This window comes from Comamonas sp. 4034, from assembly GCF_050434545.1.
GTDB classification, from domain to species: Bacteria; Pseudomonadota; Gammaproteobacteria; order Burkholderiales; family Burkholderiaceae_C; genus Comamonas; species Comamonas odontotermitis.
Map to the genome: position 1 here is coordinate 1 of NZ_JBNDIT010000003.1, position 14,298 is coordinate 14,298.

The 14,298-nt window shown below is 62.8% G+C and carries 17 protein-coding genes and 1 pseudogene; 6 read left to right on the plus strand and 12 right to left on the minus strand.

What is annotated here, in order from left to right; genetic code table 11:
• Together ABIE32_RS04220 and ABIE32_RS04225 are read right to left on the minus strand one after the other, a co-directional pair.
• Positions 1–134: pseudogene (locus ABIE32_RS04220) on the minus strand (IS5/IS1182 family transposase); the annotation flags it as partial.
• 116 nt (positions 135–250) lie between these two features.
• Positions 251–1,153: a LysR family transcriptional regulator gene (locus tag ABIE32_RS04225; RefSeq protein ID WP_429014286.1), complete on the minus strand. Its 903-nt coding sequence runs from the start codon at positions 1,151–1,153 to the stop codon at positions 251–253.
• 205 nt (positions 1,154–1,358) lie between these two features.
• Between ABIE32_RS04225 and ABIE32_RS04230 the strand changes: the two genes are divergently transcribed.
• The 3 genes from ABIE32_RS04230 to ABIE32_RS04240 all read left to right on the plus strand — a co-directional run bounded on the left by ABIE32_RS04230 (position 1,359) and on the right by ABIE32_RS04240 (position 5,391).
• Positions 1,359–3,062, plus strand: a complete 1,704-nt coding sequence (locus ABIE32_RS04230; protein ID WP_429014288.1) for an acyl-CoA dehydrogenase family protein — start codon at positions 1,359–1,361, stop codon at positions 3,060–3,062.
• Positions 3,063–3,235: 173 nt separating this feature from the next.
• Positions 3,236–4,207 carry a Bug family tripartite tricarboxylate transporter substrate binding protein gene (locus ABIE32_RS04235; RefSeq protein ID WP_377780036.1) on the plus strand — a complete coding sequence of 324 codons (972 nt, stop codon included), beginning with the start codon at positions 3,236–3,238 and terminating at the stop codon, positions 4,205–4,207.
• Between the two features lie 35 nt (positions 4,208–4,242).
• The gene (locus ABIE32_RS04240) at positions 4,243–5,391 is read left to right on the plus strand and encodes a CaiB/BaiF CoA transferase family protein (protein ID WP_429014291.1); all 1,149 of its coding nucleotides are present in this window, start codon (positions 4,243–4,245) and stop codon (positions 5,389–5,391) included.
• A gap of 97 nt (positions 5,392–5,488) precedes the next feature.
• Here the strand turns inward: ABIE32_RS04240 and ABIE32_RS04245 are convergent, their stop codons facing one another.
• From ABIE32_RS04245 to ABIE32_RS04255, 3 genes are all read right to left on the minus strand, one after another.
• Positions 5,489–6,202, minus strand: coding sequence for a DNA/RNA non-specific endonuclease (locus ABIE32_RS04245; RefSeq protein WP_429014294.1), 714 nt, complete (start codon positions 6,200–6,202; stop codon positions 5,489–5,491).
• Positions 6,203–6,274: 72 nt separating this feature from the next.
• Positions 6,275–7,180 (minus strand): LysR family transcriptional regulator, encoded by a 906-nt coding sequence (locus ABIE32_RS04250; RefSeq protein ID WP_429014297.1) that lies wholly within the window; start codon positions 7,178–7,180, stop codon positions 6,275–6,277.
• Positions 7,170–7,400, minus strand: coding sequence for a hypothetical protein (locus ABIE32_RS04255; RefSeq protein ID WP_429014298.1), 231 nt, complete (start codon positions 7,398–7,400; stop codon positions 7,170–7,172). The genes ABIE32_RS04250 and ABIE32_RS04255 overlap by 11 nt, the downstream gene beginning before the upstream one ends.
• A 36-nt stretch (positions 7,401–7,436) precedes the next feature.
• Here ABIE32_RS04255 and ABIE32_RS04260 point away from each other — a divergent pair, with 36 nt between their 5' ends.
• The 3 genes from ABIE32_RS04260 to ABIE32_RS04270 all read left to right on the plus strand — a co-directional run bounded on the left by ABIE32_RS04260 (position 7,437) and on the right by ABIE32_RS04270 (position 9,106).
• Complete coding sequence (locus ABIE32_RS04260) at positions 7,437–8,198, plus strand: sulfite exporter TauE/SafE family protein (RefSeq protein ID WP_429014300.1); 762 nt, start codon at positions 7,437–7,439, stop codon at positions 8,196–8,198.
• A gap of 121 nt (positions 8,199–8,319) precedes the next feature.
• Positions 8,320–8,664 (plus strand): hypothetical protein, encoded by a 345-nt coding sequence (locus ABIE32_RS04265; protein WP_429014301.1) that lies wholly within the window; start codon positions 8,320–8,322, stop codon positions 8,662–8,664.
• 232 nt (positions 8,665–8,896) lie between these two features.
• On the plus strand, positions 8,897–9,106 hold the full coding sequence (locus ABIE32_RS04270) for a hypothetical protein (RefSeq protein WP_429014302.1): 210 nt from the start codon (positions 8,897–8,899) through the stop codon (positions 9,104–9,106).
• A 125-nt stretch (positions 9,107–9,231) separates the two neighbouring features.
• On the opposite strand, the gene tolA is transcribed toward ABIE32_RS04270, so the two are convergent.
• The 7 genes from tolA to ribH form a co-directional block, all read right to left on the minus strand.
• Positions 9,232–10,368, minus strand: a complete 1,137-nt coding sequence (gene tolA / locus ABIE32_RS04275; protein WP_429014304.1) for a cell envelope integrity protein TolA — start codon at positions 10,366–10,368, stop codon at positions 9,232–9,234.
• A 12-nt stretch (positions 10,369–10,380) separates the two neighbouring features.
• Positions 10,381–10,806 (minus strand): ExbD/TolR family protein, encoded by a 426-nt coding sequence (locus ABIE32_RS04280; protein WP_429014306.1) that lies wholly within the window; start codon positions 10,804–10,806, stop codon positions 10,381–10,383.
• Positions 10,807–10,827: 21 nt separating this feature from the next.
• Positions 10,828–11,526 carry a protein TolQ gene (gene tolQ / locus ABIE32_RS04285; protein ID WP_224151887.1) on the minus strand — a complete coding sequence of 233 codons (699 nt, stop codon included), beginning with the start codon at positions 11,524–11,526 and terminating at the stop codon, positions 10,828–10,830.
• Complete coding sequence (gene ybgC / locus ABIE32_RS04290; RefSeq protein ID WP_429014307.1) at positions 11,523–11,951, minus strand: tol-pal system-associated acyl-CoA thioesterase; 429 nt, start codon at positions 11,949–11,951, stop codon at positions 11,523–11,525. The genes tolQ and ybgC overlap by 4 nt, the downstream gene beginning before the upstream one ends.
• An 11-nt stretch (positions 11,952–11,962) precedes the next feature.
• Positions 11,963–13,159: a pyridoxal phosphate-dependent aminotransferase gene (locus ABIE32_RS04295; protein WP_429014309.1), complete on the minus strand. Its 1,197-nt coding sequence runs from the start codon at positions 13,157–13,159 to the stop codon at positions 11,963–11,965.
• 143 nt (positions 13,160–13,302) lie between these two features.
• Positions 13,303–13,839: a transcription antitermination factor NusB gene (gene nusB, locus ABIE32_RS04300; RefSeq protein ID WP_224151890.1), complete on the minus strand. Its 537-nt coding sequence runs from the start codon at positions 13,837–13,839 to the stop codon at positions 13,303–13,305.
• A complete protein-coding gene (gene ribH / locus ABIE32_RS04305; protein WP_224151891.1) occupies positions 13,836–14,297 on the minus strand; it encodes a 6,7-dimethyl-8-ribityllumazine synthase in 462 nt (153 codons plus the stop codon). The genes nusB and ribH overlap by 4 nt, the downstream gene beginning before the upstream one ends.
• Between the last annotated feature and the right edge of the window lies 1 nt (position 14,298).

A 14,298-nucleotide genomic window follows, 5' to 3' on the forward strand; every position in this document is an offset into this window, starting at 1 on the left:
GCCCACGCTTGCCGCTCGCAGGAGCCAGCCACTGCATGTCTTTATCCAGCCAGATGCTCAAGTCGCCTCTAGCCTTCAGTGCTGCGTTGTACGCCGGTGCGGTACTTGCGCCGTCCCCAGTTCGTCTCACTCATCATCCGAGCCTACTACCGCTGCGGCCCGGATTTGTGCAACAAAGCCGTTGAGGCGCGCACTGTATAAGCACTAGTGGGTAGTTTCGCCTGGATGAGCTTACCCGTGCCTTTGGCTGCTATACCTTGCCTTTGCCAATGGCGCTGACGGCTGCGCGCAAGTTGTGCAGCAGGTCCTCCACCAGCGCGTTGTCCGGCTGGCTGCGCCAGATTGCCAGCAGTTCGGACACGGGGTGTTGGCCCTGCAGCGGCCTGAATACGACCCGTGGCATGCCCACGCGCTGCAGGGCAGCGGGTACGATGGCGGTTCCCTGGCCGTGGGAGACCAGCGACAGCACCGACAGCCAGTGCCGCACCTCGTGGCGAATCTCCGGGGCAAAGCCATGGGCCATGCACATCTGGTAGATGCGCTGGTGGTAGACCGGCGAGACGGCGCTGGAAAAGAGAATCAAGCGCTCGTCCTTCAGGCGCGCCAGATCAATTTCCGGCTCCTTCGCCAATGCGTGGCCTTCGGGCAGGCAGGCGACGAAGGCCTCCTCCATCAGCAGCTGGCTGGCAATGCCTTCAGGCAGCAGAATGCTGTGCACCAGGCCCAGGTCAAGCCGTCCCTGCTGCAGGCCCTGCACCTGCTCGGCACTGTTGAGTTCGAGCATGTCCACGCGCACCTGCGGGTGCTGCGCCTGAAAGGCTGCCAGCGCCTGTGGCACGCCACGGTACAGGGCTGATCCGACGAACCCGAGCCGCAGGTGGCCGCGCACGCCGTGACCCACATCACGCGTCTCCTGCACTGCCTGCTGGGACAGCGTCAGCAATTGCCGCGCACGAGGCAGCAGGTGCTCGCCCGCAGGCGTCAGGCGCACGCCCTTGCTGGTGCGCTCGAACAGCTGGGCACCAATCTCCTCTTCCAGCTGCTTGATGGCTACCGACAGCGGCGGCTGCGATATGGACAGGCGCCTGGCCGCGCGGCTGAAATGCAGTTCTTCGGCGAGGGTTGCGAAGTAGTTGAGAAGGCGCAGTTCCATGCTGTCTCCTTGAATCTGGGCTCCTCCGTCCACGGTTGGTTCCATGGCTCTGGGACGCTATTAATATTTAATATGTATCGATCAAGATTTTAATAATATTTGACGCGAATCGGTCAGGGTGCTGAAATTCAGCGATCAAACACAGGCTGCGCTGCAGGCTCCAAGGTGGAACTGTGGCGACAGACCCGCTTTCCAGGAGACGCGCATGTCCGCCCATGACCAGCCCCAGCATACTGCCGTTGCCAAGACGGTGCTGCCCAACGAACACCCGGTGCCAGATCGCCACGGCGCCAATTTCTACGAGACCGATCCCGAGCTGCAGACACTGCTCAAGCTGTATCTGCCAGCCGATCTGCTCGCGCATCTGCAGCCGCACTTTGCGCGCATGGGAGAGTTGGCAGGTGGCCGGATCGACGAGCTGGCAGGCATTGCCGACAAGAACCCGCCCACGCTCGAATACCGTACCCGCGCGGGCGAAGACAGGCAGCGCATCATCAAGCACCCGGCCTATGAAGAGCTGGAGCGCATTGCGTACGGCCAGTTCGGCCTGCAGGCCATCTCGCACCGCGACGACATGCTGGGCTGGAAGGGCAAGATGCCGCCCATCGTCAAATATGCGCTGACGTATCTGTTCGTGCAGTCCGAGTTCGGGCTGTGCTGCCCACTGTCGATGACCGACTCGCTCACCCGCACCCTCAAGAAGTTCGGTGACCAGGCGCTGGTGGACAAATACCTGCCCCAGCTCCTGTCGCTGGATTGGGACACGCAGGCCCAGGGCGCCATGTTCATGACCGAGCAGGCGGCGGGCTCCGATATCTCGAACACCCAGACCGTTGCCAAGGCGGCTGCCGACGGAAGCTGGCGTCTGACAGGCGACAAGTGGTTCTGCTCCAACCCCGATGCTGCATTTGCCATGGTGCTGGCGCATGTCGATGGCGCGCCTGCCGGCATGAAAGGCATATCGCTCTTCTTGCTGCCGCGCACGCTGGACGACGGCAGCAACAACCACTACCGCATCATCCGCCTCAAGGACAAGATGGGCACCAAATCCATGGCCAGTGGCGAGATCCGCATGGATGGCGCCGTGGCCTATCTGGTGGGTGAGCAGGGCCGGGGCTTTGTGCAGATGGCCGACATGGTCAACAACTCGCGCCTCTCCAATGGCGTGCGTTCGGCAGGAATGATGCGCCGCGCCGTGGCCGAGGCCGAGTTCGTCGCGCGCGAGCGCATCGCCTTCGGCAAGCGCCTCGAAGACATGCCGCTGATGCAGCGCCAGCTCGACAAGCTGCGCGTGCCCGCCGAGCAGGCACGCACCATGGTGTTCCAGACTGCGCGCACATTGATGCGCTCGGACGCGGGTGAAGAAAACGCCTACGCGCTGCTGCGCATTCTCACGCCGATGATCAAGTTCCGCGCTTGCCGCGATGCGCGCAAGGTGACAGGCGATGCCATGGAAGTGCGTGGCGGCTGCGGCTACATCGAAGAGTGGAGCGATCCGCGCCTGGTGCGCGATTCGCACCTGGGCTCGATCTGGGAAGGCACCAGCAACATCGTGGCGCTCGATGTGATCCGCGCCATCAAGCGCGAAGGCTCGCTGCCGGTGCTGCAGGCCTATCTGAAGGATTTGCTCGACCACAGCACGACCACCGCTGGCTACCGCAAGGCGCTGGAAGACGCATTGGGCCGCGCCAGTGCGCTGGCCGAGCGCGCCGCGCAGGAAGGTGGCGATGCGCTGGCCCGCCAGGCCGCCACGGGCCTGTACAACTGCACCACCGCGATTGCCATGGCGTGGGAAGCGGGCAAGACCGGATCAGCCGAGCGCCTGCGCCTGTCGCAACTGGTGCTGCTGCACCGCGTGCTGCCCCGCGATCCGCTGGAGAGCGGCGCCGTGCCTGCCGACTGGCGGTAAGGCGGCGACCGGTTGATATAAGCAGTTTTAGGGAAAAAGTGCTGATGGCACGCACGGGGCGTGCGCCATAAGCTACTTTTTTGATAGTGAATTGGCCTGTGGTGCGGCGCAAAACCGTGCTGCAGGCTGCGAAACAACAAGATGCAAGGAGACAGATGATGAAAAAACGCAGCATGTTGCTGGCCCTCGTGGCCGCAGGTGTGGCCCAGTGGATGGGCGCTTCGGTGGCCAGTGCGGCAGAGAAGTTTCCCGATCGCCCGATCATGTTCACCGTGCCCTTCCCGCCGGGCGGTCCCACGGATGCCATGGCGCGCATTCTGGCCACCGCAATGACGCAGGAGCTGGGCCAGAGCGTGATCGTGGAAAACAAGGCGGGCGCTGGCGGCAACATTGGCGCCGAGTACGTGGCGCGTGCCAAGCCTGACGGCTACACCATCATGTTTGGCACCTCCGGCCCGCTGGCCATCAACCAGAGCCTGTACAAGGCCATCAAGTACGATCCGCGCACCAGCTTTGCGCCCATCATCTACGTGGGCTACCTGCCCAACATCCTGGTGGTCAAGCCCGATCTGCCCGTCAAGAACGTGCAGGAGCTGATTGCTCTCGACAAGGCCCAGCCTGGCAAGCTCAACTTTGCCTCGTCGGGCAACGGCGCTTCGTCGCACCTGGCAGGTGTCATGTTCAACGGCGTTGCCGGCACCCATCTGCAGCACATTCCCTACAAGGGCACGGGCCCTGCGCTCAACGACCTGCTGGCCGGTCAGGTGGACATGACCTTCACCGACATCCTCACCGCCATGCCGTACATCAAGACCGGCAAGGTGAAGGCGCTGGGCGTGGCCACTGCCAAAAAATCCAGCGCCATGCCCGAGATTCCGACCGTGGCCGAGCAGGGCCTCAAAGGCTATGACGTGAGCGTATTCTTTGGCGTGGTAGCGCCCAAGGGAACGCCGCAGGACCGCATCCAGGTGCTGAACCAGGCGTTTTCCAAGGCGCTGGATTCGGACGCTGTGAAGAAGGCATTTGCCGCCCAGGGGCTGGAGGCATCGCCTGACCGTTCGCCAGCCTACTTGGCGGGCTTCATCAAGACCGAAGTGGACAAGTGGAAATCCGTCGTGCAGCAGTCGGGTGTGACGCTGGATTGAACGCACAATCAGGGCCCAACCATCAGCATCCGAGCATGAGCAATACTCCGCAATCCATTCCCAATACCGGCGCGCTCAAGGGCGTGCGCGTGCTGGACCTCTCGCGTATCCTGGGTGGCCCGCTGTGCGGCCAGATCCTGGGCGACCATGGCGCCGATGTGCTCAAGGTCGAGCCGCCGCAGGGCGACGACACCCGCACCTGGGGGCCTCCGTTCCGTGACGGCGTAGCCTCGTACTACTTTGGCCTCAACCGCAACAAGCGCATCCAGTTCATGGACCTGGCAAGCCCCGAGGGGCAGCGGGAGATCAAGGAGCTGATGGCGCAGGCCGACGTGGTGGTGGAAAACTTCAAGGTCGGCACCATGGAGAAGTGGGGTATCGGCTACGAGCAGATGCAGCATGTGTTTCCGCACCTGGTGTGGTGCCGTGTGACCGGCTTTGGCGCCGACGGCCCGCTGGGCAGCCTGCCCGGCTACGACGCCGCCATCCAGGCCATGGCAGGCTTGATGAGCATCAATGGCGAGGCCGACCGCGACCCGCTGCGTGTGGGCCTGCCCGTGGTCGACATGGTGACGGGCCTGAACGCCGTCATCGGCGTGCTGCTGGCGCTGCACGAGCGCGCGGCCAGCGGCCAGGGCCAGCTGGTGGATGCATCGCTCTACGACGCAGGCATTTCGCTGCTGCACCCGCATGCGGCCAACTGGTTCATGAACGGCAAGATTCCCGGCCGCTCTGGCAATGCCCACCCCAATATCTACCCGTACGATGTGGTGAGCACCGGCACCTCGCCCATCTTTCTGGCCGTGGGCAACGACCGCCAGTTCCGCCTGATGTGCAAGCACCTTGGTCAGGAAGGGCTGGCGGACGACCCGCGTTACGCCACGGCGGGCCAGCGCTCGGTGCACCGGGCCGAGCTCAAGCCGCTGCTGGAGACGGCTTTTGCCGCGCTGGACGGCGTCAAGCTCGCGGAGGAGCTGATGGACATCGGCGTGCCCGCCGCCCCTGTGCTGAATGTGGAACAGGCCCTGCAGGCTCCGCACACCCAGCACCGCGAGCTGGTCGTCAGAATGGGCGAATACACCGGCCTGGGCGCGCCGGTCAAGCTCAGCCGCACGCCTGCGTCCTACCGCTTTGCGCCGTTGACGGAAGGCAAGGCCTTTCTGGATGCCGCCAACGATGCCTAGGCGGTGGTTACCGCGCACCGCATGACGTAAAAGAGGCCGCAAGGCCTCTTTTTCATGGTCGTTCCCCGGGGGCTACGCCATTCAGGGGTCATGCCATTCAGTTCAGCAGCCGGATGCCCGTGCGCTGAACAAATGCCTCATAGCTGATCGGTTTGCCTGCGCGGGTGGATTTCTGGTTGGCCTGCAGGTGCACCCAGCGCTCACCGGTGGCCGGGTCGTACACCATCTTGAACACGGCGTCCGGCACCCAGACCTCGCTATTGCCAATCGTGTGGGGCTGGCGGCTGCTGAACACCGGGCCGGTGATCACGTACACATCGCCTCGGGCGCGGCGGATGTAGCGGCGCGTATCCTGCTCGATCTGCGACCAGGGCTTGCCGTTCTGCGTCGGGTCCTGCGGCACCATATTGGCCAGCGAATAGCTCTGCGCCTTGCCAAAGGTGGTGCTCATATCGCCTGCCGCAGCCATGTGGCCCCGGCTGAAGCCCGAGCGGCGGTAGTCGGAGAGCAGGGCGCGTTCGGATTCGGGAAGGCGGGCTTCCTCATAGAACTTGTCATTGCGCTTCAGATCCTTGGCCTTGTTCAGCATTCGGGCGTTCAGGCGCTGGGCGGTGTAGAGCGGCGTCTTGGTCTGGCCCGAGTGCAGCACCGCAAACTCCTCAAAGCACAGCGCACGCTGCTGGCCATAGCCTTGAATGACCGGGGGCTTGCCGGAGAAGAATTGCGGGCAATCATCAAAACCTGCTGCAAAAGCCGTAGCGGCACAGGAAAGCAGGGCGGGCGCGAGAAGAAAAGAGGAGCGGAAAAACATAAGCGCGCAAGTGTTGCACAACTTGGCGGACTTGCGGCCAAAAAACCTCGCGCGCTGCGGGCATTGAAACGGCTATGGGCTTGCAGGCAGTTCCATCAAAAAAGCCCAGAGCTGCTGCGCATGCGTAGGCAATTGCTCGGGGTTGCGGCAAGCCAGCACCAGGTGGCGCGCGGCCCATCCGGCAGCCAGGGGGAGGATGCGCAGTGGCGTCTGTGGCCAGCGCTCAACGCAACGCTGTGCGGCAGCCTGCGGCACCAGTGCCGCGCCCAGGCCCATGGCAGCCCAGTCGCACAGGGCGTCAAGATGCGGCGCTCTGGCACGGTAGCGCAGGCCAACGCCTGCCTGCAGCGCCTGCGTGGCAATCAGCTGCTGCAAGGCATGCTGTGGCAGCAGTCCCAGCAGGGGCAGATCCTTGAGGTGGGACAACCGACTATCTGCCGGCAAGCCTTCGAGCAGCGGCGCAGGGCCCAACAGCACCAGCGGGTCGGCGCGCCAGGTCTGCGTATGCAGTGCGCCGGAGGCGGCCGCGTTGGAGAGCACGCCCAGGTCTGCCTCTCCGTCCAGCAGCGCGCGTGCAATGGTGTCGCTGGTGCATTCGCGCAACTCCAGTCGCAGCAGCGGGTTGGCCTGCATGAAGGCACCCAGCGGTGCAATCAGGTGTTCGCTGATGGCCGAGGTGTTGGCCAGCAGTTCGATGCGTGTACCCAGCCCTTGGCCAAAGGCCTGCATGTCGCCCGCCATCTGCTCCATCTGCAGCAGCATGCGGCGTGCGTGGGGCAAGAGCACGGCCCCAGCCTCGGTGGGCAACACGCCGCGCTTGCTGCGCGAGAGCAGGGCCATGCCCAGCACGGCTTCCATGCCACGGATGCGCTCGCTGGCTGAAGCCAGGGTGATGTGGCTGCGCTCGGCGCCCTGGGTGATGGTGCCTGATTCCACCGTGTGCACAAAAAGGCGCAAGTCCTGCAGATCAAAACGCATGGCGGGCAATGCGTGAAAGGGAGGTTGGATGCATCAGTCCATGGTAGCGGACGGGTAATGTTTTGAATATGGATTTTCCATAGTAATAATCAGAAATATCCAGTTTGTCTAACGAAAATACCTGATTCAGAATTTTCTCTATGGAAAAAACTGAAATGAATGGGTGCCTGCATGGCTTGCCGCTGCTCCCTCCGGTTGCAGATGCGGGCTGTGTTGTCATGGCTGCTGCAAACACGCGGGCCTATGGAGGTGGCGCATGACGGATCCGGGTTGGTGGCTGGGTGTTGCAGCCGTCTTTGTAATCGCAGGCATGGTCAAAGGAGTGGTGGGCCTGGGCTTGCCCACGGTGTCGATGGCGCTGCTGGCGCTGTGGCTGACCCCGGCAACGGCTGCGGCCTGGCTGGTGTTGCCGTCGATGGTGACGAATATGTGGCAAATGCGCCCCTGGCCCCAGTTGCGCGTATTGGCACGGCAGCTGTGGCCCATGCAATTGGGCGTGGTGATTGGTACCTTGGGCGCGGCCTGGCAGTTTGGCGCCTTGCAACTGGCCAGCAGCCAACGCTGGTTGGGCGCGGCGCTGGTGTTGTATGCGCTATGGGGTTTGTGGGGCAGGCCCTTGGTGGTTCCGGCTTCTGCTGGCGGCAGGCAGCAGTCGCTGGCGCACGGCATGTTGGGCGCGCTGGTGGGGGCGGCCACAGGTGTGGTGACGGCATTGACCGGCGTGTTCGTCATCCCCGCCGTGCCCTATCTGCAGAGCCTGGGCTTGGGCAAGGATGCCCTGATCCAGGCCATGGGCCTGAGTTTTTCGGTATCGACGATCGCACTGGCCATCAGCCTGCAGCAGCACGGCGGCGTGGCCATGGCCGAATGGGCATGGTCTGCCCTGTGGCTGCTGCCCGCACTGGCAGGCATGTGGAGTGGCGAGCGGCTGCGCGGGCGACTGTCGCCCCAGGTCTTCAAGCGCTGCCTGTTTGCGAGCCTGTTGTTGCTGGGGGTGTATATGACGGTGCGCCGATAACAAAAACAGCGGAAGAATTCATGCCCCAGCAGGTGGTGAGGGGCATGTCATTGAAATAGGATCAATGTTTTTCGAGGTGGTTGGATAAACTCATTTCGTTACACCCGGTTCATTCACCCTTATGCATTTGCTACACCGCCTTCGAGCTCCAAAACAAGCTGCAGCTTTGCTGGCAACCCTGATGGGGGCAATCATTCCGTGGGTGCGATTGGCCATTCGCGGCCATGTCGAGTTCTGCGATGGTGAGTGCAATCCACGCGATTGGCTGGACTATGCCGACATCATGGGGGGCCTGCTCTCACTTTGCATCCCCGCCGCCGTCCTGACATGGTTGGCCTTTCAGTTCTTTCGACGCGATGAAAGGAACTGGATGCTTATGTTGGTCTGGTTGTTCACCTTCATAGGCGCCATTGCCAGTGGTGTGTATCTTGCGCGACTGGAGGAGGCGTACTTTGCCCAGTTTTAGGGGTTCGTGGCGCAGCTCGCTTCGTCAAAATCCGTTTCTCGCCTCAGCAGGCGCGAGCCTCACATCTGCATATGCACGGGGTGCAAAGAGTTGGGCCTGTCCATTGCGTTTGATCTGTCTGGCAGTTGCTGCATTGTGGCCAGGCTCACGCCGGCCAGAGCCTCCTTCTACGGAAAAAGCCACGCTCAGCATTCGTTGGACCGACACCGAGTTTCGTGAGGAGCTCACTGGCATGTTTCCCTGCGACGCCATTGGGATAGAGGTCGTCACCAAAGGGTATGCGCTGGGCGAGCCGGTGGAGGTGAAGGTTTCAGGGGGGCTGGAGGAGGAGCCTCCCGAAATCTTTTTTCCCTTGGTGGACCATCAAGGCATCGCGCGAATGCTTTTCCAGGCCCCCGAATGCCGAGAAGGTGCGGGCGAGACCGACGAGCCGGGAAATTGATCTCGTCAAAGAGCGCTTTAGAAAGCGGAAAAACCGTACGCTAATGGGCAGCGTTTGTATGGCAGTCCTGTTCGATGCAGCCCAAGGACAGAGCGTCTGCCACGCTTGCTGCGTGGGCAGGGCGCTCAGTCCTTGGGTCGGAAGCCGATGACGAGGTTGCTCGGCACTGTGCCATCCACATCCTTGGGCAGCGTCTCGGTCTTGTGCATGGCGCGTACCACGGCGTCGTCCCAAGCCTTGTTGCCGCTGGATTTGACCACGCGCACGCCGACGATGGTGCCGTCGGGTGCGGCACGTACTTCCAGCTCAGCCCGCGGATTGCCCTGGATATCGTCCGGGAAGGCGATATTGGGGCGCACCTTGGCTGCCACACGGCCGCCATAGCCAGCAGATGGGCCTCCCTTGCCACCAGAAGTACCCGATGTGCTGCCACCTTTGGCAGAGGCGCCGGATGCACCATCGGCCCCCGCCAAGCCCTGCATGCGGGCCAGATTGGCGGCGCGCTGGGCTTCGGCAGCCTTGGCATCGGCTGCTGCCTTGGCTTTGGCCTTGGCGTCGGCTTCTGCCTTGGCCTTGGCATCGGCCTTGGCTTTTTCGGCCTTCTCGCGCTCGGCTTGTTCCTTCTGGGCTTTTTCCTTGGCGTCCTTTTCCTTTTGCAGGCGATCTTTCTTCTCCTGCTCCAGGCGATCCTTCTTGTCCTGCTCGGCCTGCTTCTTGCGATCGGCTTCCTTGCGTTCGGCCTCGGCTTTCTGCGCCTTTTCCCTGGCTTCTTTCTTCTCCTGCTCGATGCGGTCCTTCTTGTCCTGCTCGGCTTGCTTCTTGCGCTCGGCTTCCTTGCGTTCGGCCAGTTCGCGCTCCTTCTGTTCCTTTTGCTCGCGCAGCTTCTTTTCCTGCTCCTTTTTCTTGCGCAGGGCAATCTCGGCTTCGTGGTCGTCGTCATCCTCCTGTGCTGCAACAGGCTTGGGCGGCGGCGTCACCACGGGTTTGGGCGCGGGAGCAGGTGGTGGGGGAGGCGGTGGGGGCGGTTCAGGCACCGGCTGGGGAGCGGGCGGCGGCGTGACCGGGGCAGGCGCGGCCTGCTCATTGGTGGGGGCCCACAGCTCGGCCTCGACAGCGGGCTGGTCGCTGTCTCGCGGGTTGCGCACCGTCCACAACAGTGCAATCACCACCAGCAAATGCGCAACCGCGGCCAGGGACCAGGATTTGGTCCGCGACGGTGGCTTGGGTGGTGCGAACTGGTCGCGTTCTTGGCGAGGGGACATGGAGGCTTTTCTTTACTTGCCGGCTACTTGCAGCGCAACACGTTTGACACCAGCGGCCTGAATGGCAGTCATGGCGTCCATGACTTTCTGGTAGCTCAGGTCCTTGTCCGCGACCAGGAGCATGGCGCTGTCTTCGGGTTGTTCACTTTGCCAGGCTTTAGCGGCTCCACCCAGTTCTGGAAGGGTGAGTTCCTTGGACGATTTGCCAGCTTGAAGCTTGATGGTGCCGTCCTTGCCAAGCAGCACATGGGCGATGTTCTTGGTCGGCGGGCGTTCGCTCTTGCCTGCCTTGGGTACATTGATGGCGCCGGGCGTGAGCATGGGTGCCGTCACCATGAAGATGATGAGCAGCACCAGCATCACGTCGATGAACGGAACCATGTTGATTTCGTTCACGGTGCGGCGGTTGCGTTTTCCGCGAGAGGCTACGGCCGGCATGGCAGTTTCCTTTGAATCTTGTTAGTGCGCAGCGTGCAGCGGCTGGGCGCCCAGGTTGCGCTGCAGAATGTTGGAGAACTCTTCGATGAAGGTTTCCTGCTGGCTGGCGATGCGGTCGATGCCGCTGGAGAAGCGGTTGTAGGCCGTGACGGCCGGAATGGCGGCGAACAGGCCCATGGCGGTGGCTACCAGCGCTTCGGCAATGCCGGGGGCCACGGTGGCCAGTGTGATCTGTTCCATGTTGGCAAAGCCGGTGAAGGCATGCATCACGCCCCATACGGTGCCGAACAGGCCGACGTAGGGCGAAACCGAGCCGATGGTGCCCAGCAGCGACAGGCCCGATTCGATCTCGTCCATCTCGCGCTGGAAGCTGGCGCGCATGGCGCGGCGGGTGCCGTCCAGCAGGGTGTCGGGGTTGGTGATGTGGCGCTCGCGCAGCTTCTGGTATTCGCGCATGCCACTGGCAAAAATGCGTTCCATGGGGCCGCAGGTTTTGACGTTGTGGATGGCGTTCTGGTAGAGCTCGTTCAGGCTCGATCCAGACCAGAAATCGGTCTCGAAGGCTTCATTCTTGTTCTTGATCGATTTGAGCATGCCCACCTTGCGCAAGATGGTGGCCCAGCAGGCGACCGAGGCGCCGACCAGGATCAGCATCACGAGTTGCACTACCCAGCTGGCGTGCAAGACCAGACTGGCAATGGACATTTCTTGGGGGTTCATGAGATGGTTTGAATCAGGGTTGGAGGAATTCTTGCGGGCCGCATGCTGGCAGCATCGACCCAGCCGATACGGATTGTGCCTTCACACAGCAGCACAGGTGTATCCGTTGGTTGCTTCGGTTTTAAGAGCACCTGCTGCGCTATGGTCATGGACGCGCGGCCTGCGGATTGGAGTTGCGCGGTGACGACGAGTTCATCGTCGAGCCGTGCAGGTTGTAAATATTTGATATTGGCCTCGCTCACCACAAACATGCCGCCCACCTCGTCGCGCAGGCGCTGCTGCTCGATGCCCAGCGAGCGCAGCCATTCGGTGCGGCCGCGTTCCATGAACTTGAGGTAGTTGGCGTAGAATACGATGCCGCCGGCATCGGTGTCTTCCCAGTAGATCCGGATGCTGTGTGTGAAGGGCAGGGTGCTGGAGGTCATTGCATAGTGCCTCAGGCCAGCAGCTTGCGCAGGCGGGCGATGGCTTCCTGCAGCTGTTCCATCGAGTTGGCGGTGGAAAAGCGCACAAAGCGGCCCGTGTCCACGGTGCCGAAATCGCGCCCCGGCGTGATGGCCAGGTGGGCACGCTCCATCACGGCGTAGGCAAAGTCCCAGCTGCAATCCTTGCCGGGTGCGATGCCCAGTTTCTGCGCCGCCTGCGTGCAATCGGCCCAGGCGTAGAAAGCGCCATCAGGCGCCACCGGCACGGGCAGGCCGAGCGCTTCGAGCGCGGGGATGAAGTAGTCGCGGCGCGCCTTGAATTCGGCGCGGCGGCGTTCATACTCGGCAATGCTCTCGGGGGCAAAGCAGGCAAGCGCCGCATGTTGGCTGATGGTGCTGGCGCAGATGAAGAGGTTCTGCGCCAGGCGCTCGATGGCGGGCACCAGCGTCTCGGGCACCACGGCCCAGCCCAGTCGCCAGCCGGTCATGTTGAAGTACTTGCTGAAGCTGTTGATCGAGATGATGTCTTCGCCCAGGGCAAGCGCCGTCTGGCCGTAGGCGTCGTCATGCGACAGGCCCAGGTAGATTTCGTCGATGATGGTGAAACCATCCCGCGCCTTGACCTCGTCGTGGATCTTGCGCAGCTCGGCGGGTGCAATGGAGCTGCCGGTCGGATTGCTGGGCGATGCCAGCAATACGCCACGTGTCCGGTCGCCCCAGGCGGCGCTCACCTTGTCGGCGCTCAGCTGAAAACGCTCTTCGGCCGTGGTGGGCAGCAGCACGGCATTGCCTTCCGCTGCGCTCACAAAGTGGCGATTGCAGGGGTAGCTCGGATCGGGCATCAGAATCTCGTCGCCCGCATTGATGAGCGCCAGGCACACCAGCTGCAGCGCGGCCGATGCGCCTGCGGTGATCACGATGCGGCGGGCCGGAATATCGACGCCAAAGCGCTGCGCGTACCAGGCTGACAGCGCCTCGCGCAGCGGTGCAATGCCCAGCGCAGGCGTGTACTGCGTCAGGCCGCCCTCGATGGCCTGGCTGGCGGCTTTCTGCACCAGAGGTGGCGCGGTGAAATCGGGCTCGCCAATGTTCAGGAAGATCATGGGATCGGCCGTGCCCGCCACCTTGGCCGCCAGTGCCTGGGCGGCCTTGGCCACTTCCATCACATAGAACGGTTCAATGCGGTCGGCACGGTTGGCAATCTTCATGGTCTCTGCAATCAAGGGTGAAACAGGTGCTGGCGCTTGCTGTTGATACGCAATGCGCTATCAAAAGTATAACTGTACGGTAGATAAGCGCAAAAGACAGAACCGATGCCAGCAGCCTGTGCGGGCAATCGGTTGTCTGGGGATCAGGCCGCCGTGTTGCGGTCGGCTGCCACTTCGGCTGCGCGCAGGGCGGGTGCCAGGGCATTGAGCACGGCGTTTACATACTTGTAGCCATCGGTGCCGCCAAATTCCTTGGCCAGTTCGATGCTTTCGTTGATGACCACACGCCAGGGCACATCCAGGCAGTGCTGGAACTCGTACACACCGATCCACATGCAGGCGTGCTCGATGGGCGAGATCTCGGCCATCGGGCGGTCGAGGTGCGGCACGATCTGGGTGTTGAGCGCTTCGGCATTCTCGATGCAGCCATGCAGCAGGGCGTCGTAGTGCGCGGCGTCGGCTTTGTGAAAGCCTGCGAGGTCGCGCGTGAAGCTGTCGATGCTGCTGGCGCTGTTGCCGCTGACCAGATGCTGGTAGAGCGCCTGCAGCGCAAACTCGCGCGAGCGGCTGCGGGTGGACTTGGAGGCGGCCTTGCGCGCGCCGGTCGAGGTCAGGCCCTTGCGGGATTGGCGCGGCGGGCGCTTGTCGGGAGAGGATTCGCTCTGGTCGTGGTTGTTCATAGTGTTTCCAGCAGGTTGGCCATTTCGACGGCGACGATGGCGGCATCGCGCCCTTTTTCCGTCTGGCGTGCGATGGCTTGCGCTTCGTTTTCGGTGGTGATGATGGCGTTGGCGATCGGAATCTGGAAGTCCAGCGCCACGCGCGTGACGCCAGCACCCGATTCGTTGGCCACCAGCTCAAAATGGTAGGTTTCGCCTCGGATGATGCAGCCCAGGGCGATCAGGGCGTCGAAATCTTCCGATTCGGCCATGGCCTGCAGGGCGACGGGCACTTCGAGCGCGCCGGGCACGAGGACGTGGCGGATGTTGTCTGCCTGCACGCCCATGGCTGCCAGCTCCTGGAGGCAGGCGTCTGCGAGGCTGTTGGTGATGCTTTCATTGAAGCGCGCCTGCACGATGCCGATGGACAGCTTGCTGCCGTCGAGGTTGATGGCCTTGCCTTTTTCTGCTCCAAACATG

Bases quoted from the DNA above. Each gene is read 5' to 3' on its own strand.
- ybgC (WP_429014307.1), bottom strand. From the start codon at position 11,951: ATGACCTCCAGCACCCTGCCCTTCACACACAGCATCCGGATCTACTGG.
- ABIE32_RS04255 (WP_429014298.1), bottom strand. From the start codon at position 7,400: ATGACAACACAGCCCGCATCTGCAACCGGAGGGAGCAGCGGCAAGCCA.
- ABIE32_RS04265 (WP_429014301.1), top strand. From the start codon at position 8,320: ATGCATTTGCTACACCGCCTTCGAGCTCCAAAACAAGCTGCAGCTTTG.
- ABIE32_RS04250 (WP_429014297.1), bottom strand. From the start codon at position 7,180: ATGCGTTTTGATCTGCAGGACTTGCGCCTTTTTGTGCACACGGTGGAA.
- ABIE32_RS04245 (WP_429014294.1), bottom strand. From the start codon at position 6,202: ATGTTTTTCCGCTCCTCTTTTCTTCTCGCGCCCGCCCTGCTTTCCTGT.
- ABIE32_RS04235 (WP_377780036.1), top strand. From the start codon at position 3,236: ATGTTGCTGGCCCTCGTGGCCGCAGGTGTGGCCCAGTGGATGGGCGCT.
- nusB (WP_224151890.1), bottom strand. From the start codon at position 13,839: ATGAACAACCACGACCAGAGCGAATCCTCTCCCGACAAGCGCCCGCCG.
- ABIE32_RS04240 (WP_429014291.1), top strand. From the start codon at position 4,243: ATGAGCAATACTCCGCAATCCATTCCCAATACCGGCGCGCTCAAGGGC.
- ABIE32_RS04270 (WP_429014302.1), top strand. From the start codon at position 8,897: ATGTTTCCCTGCGACGCCATTGGGATAGAGGTCGTCACCAAAGGGTAT.
- ABIE32_RS04225 (WP_429014286.1), bottom strand. From the start codon at position 1,153: ATGGAACTGCGCCTTCTCAACTACTTCGCAACCCTCGCCGAAGAACTG.
- ABIE32_RS04230 (WP_429014288.1), top strand. From the start codon at position 1,359: ATGTCCGCCCATGACCAGCCCCAGCATACTGCCGTTGCCAAGACGGTG.
- ABIE32_RS04295 (WP_429014309.1), bottom strand. From the start codon at position 13,159: ATGAAGATTGCCAACCGTGCCGACCGCATTGAACCGTTCTATGTGATG.
- ABIE32_RS04280 (WP_429014306.1), bottom strand. From the start codon at position 10,806: ATGCCGGCCGTAGCCTCTCGCGGAAAACGCAACCGCCGCACCGTGAAC.
- tolA (WP_429014304.1), bottom strand. From the start codon at position 10,368: ATGTCCCCTCGCCAAGAACGCGACCAGTTCGCACCACCCAAGCCACCG.
- ribH (WP_224151891.1), bottom strand. From the start codon at position 14,297: ATGTTTGGAGCAGAAAAAGGCAAGGCCATCAACCTCGACGGCAGCAAG.
- tolQ (WP_224151887.1), bottom strand. From the start codon at position 11,526: ATGAACCCCCAAGAAATGTCCATTGCCAGTCTGGTCTTGCACGCCAGC.
- ABIE32_RS04260 (WP_429014300.1), top strand. From the start codon at position 7,437: ATGACGGATCCGGGTTGGTGGCTGGGTGTTGCAGCCGTCTTTGTAATC.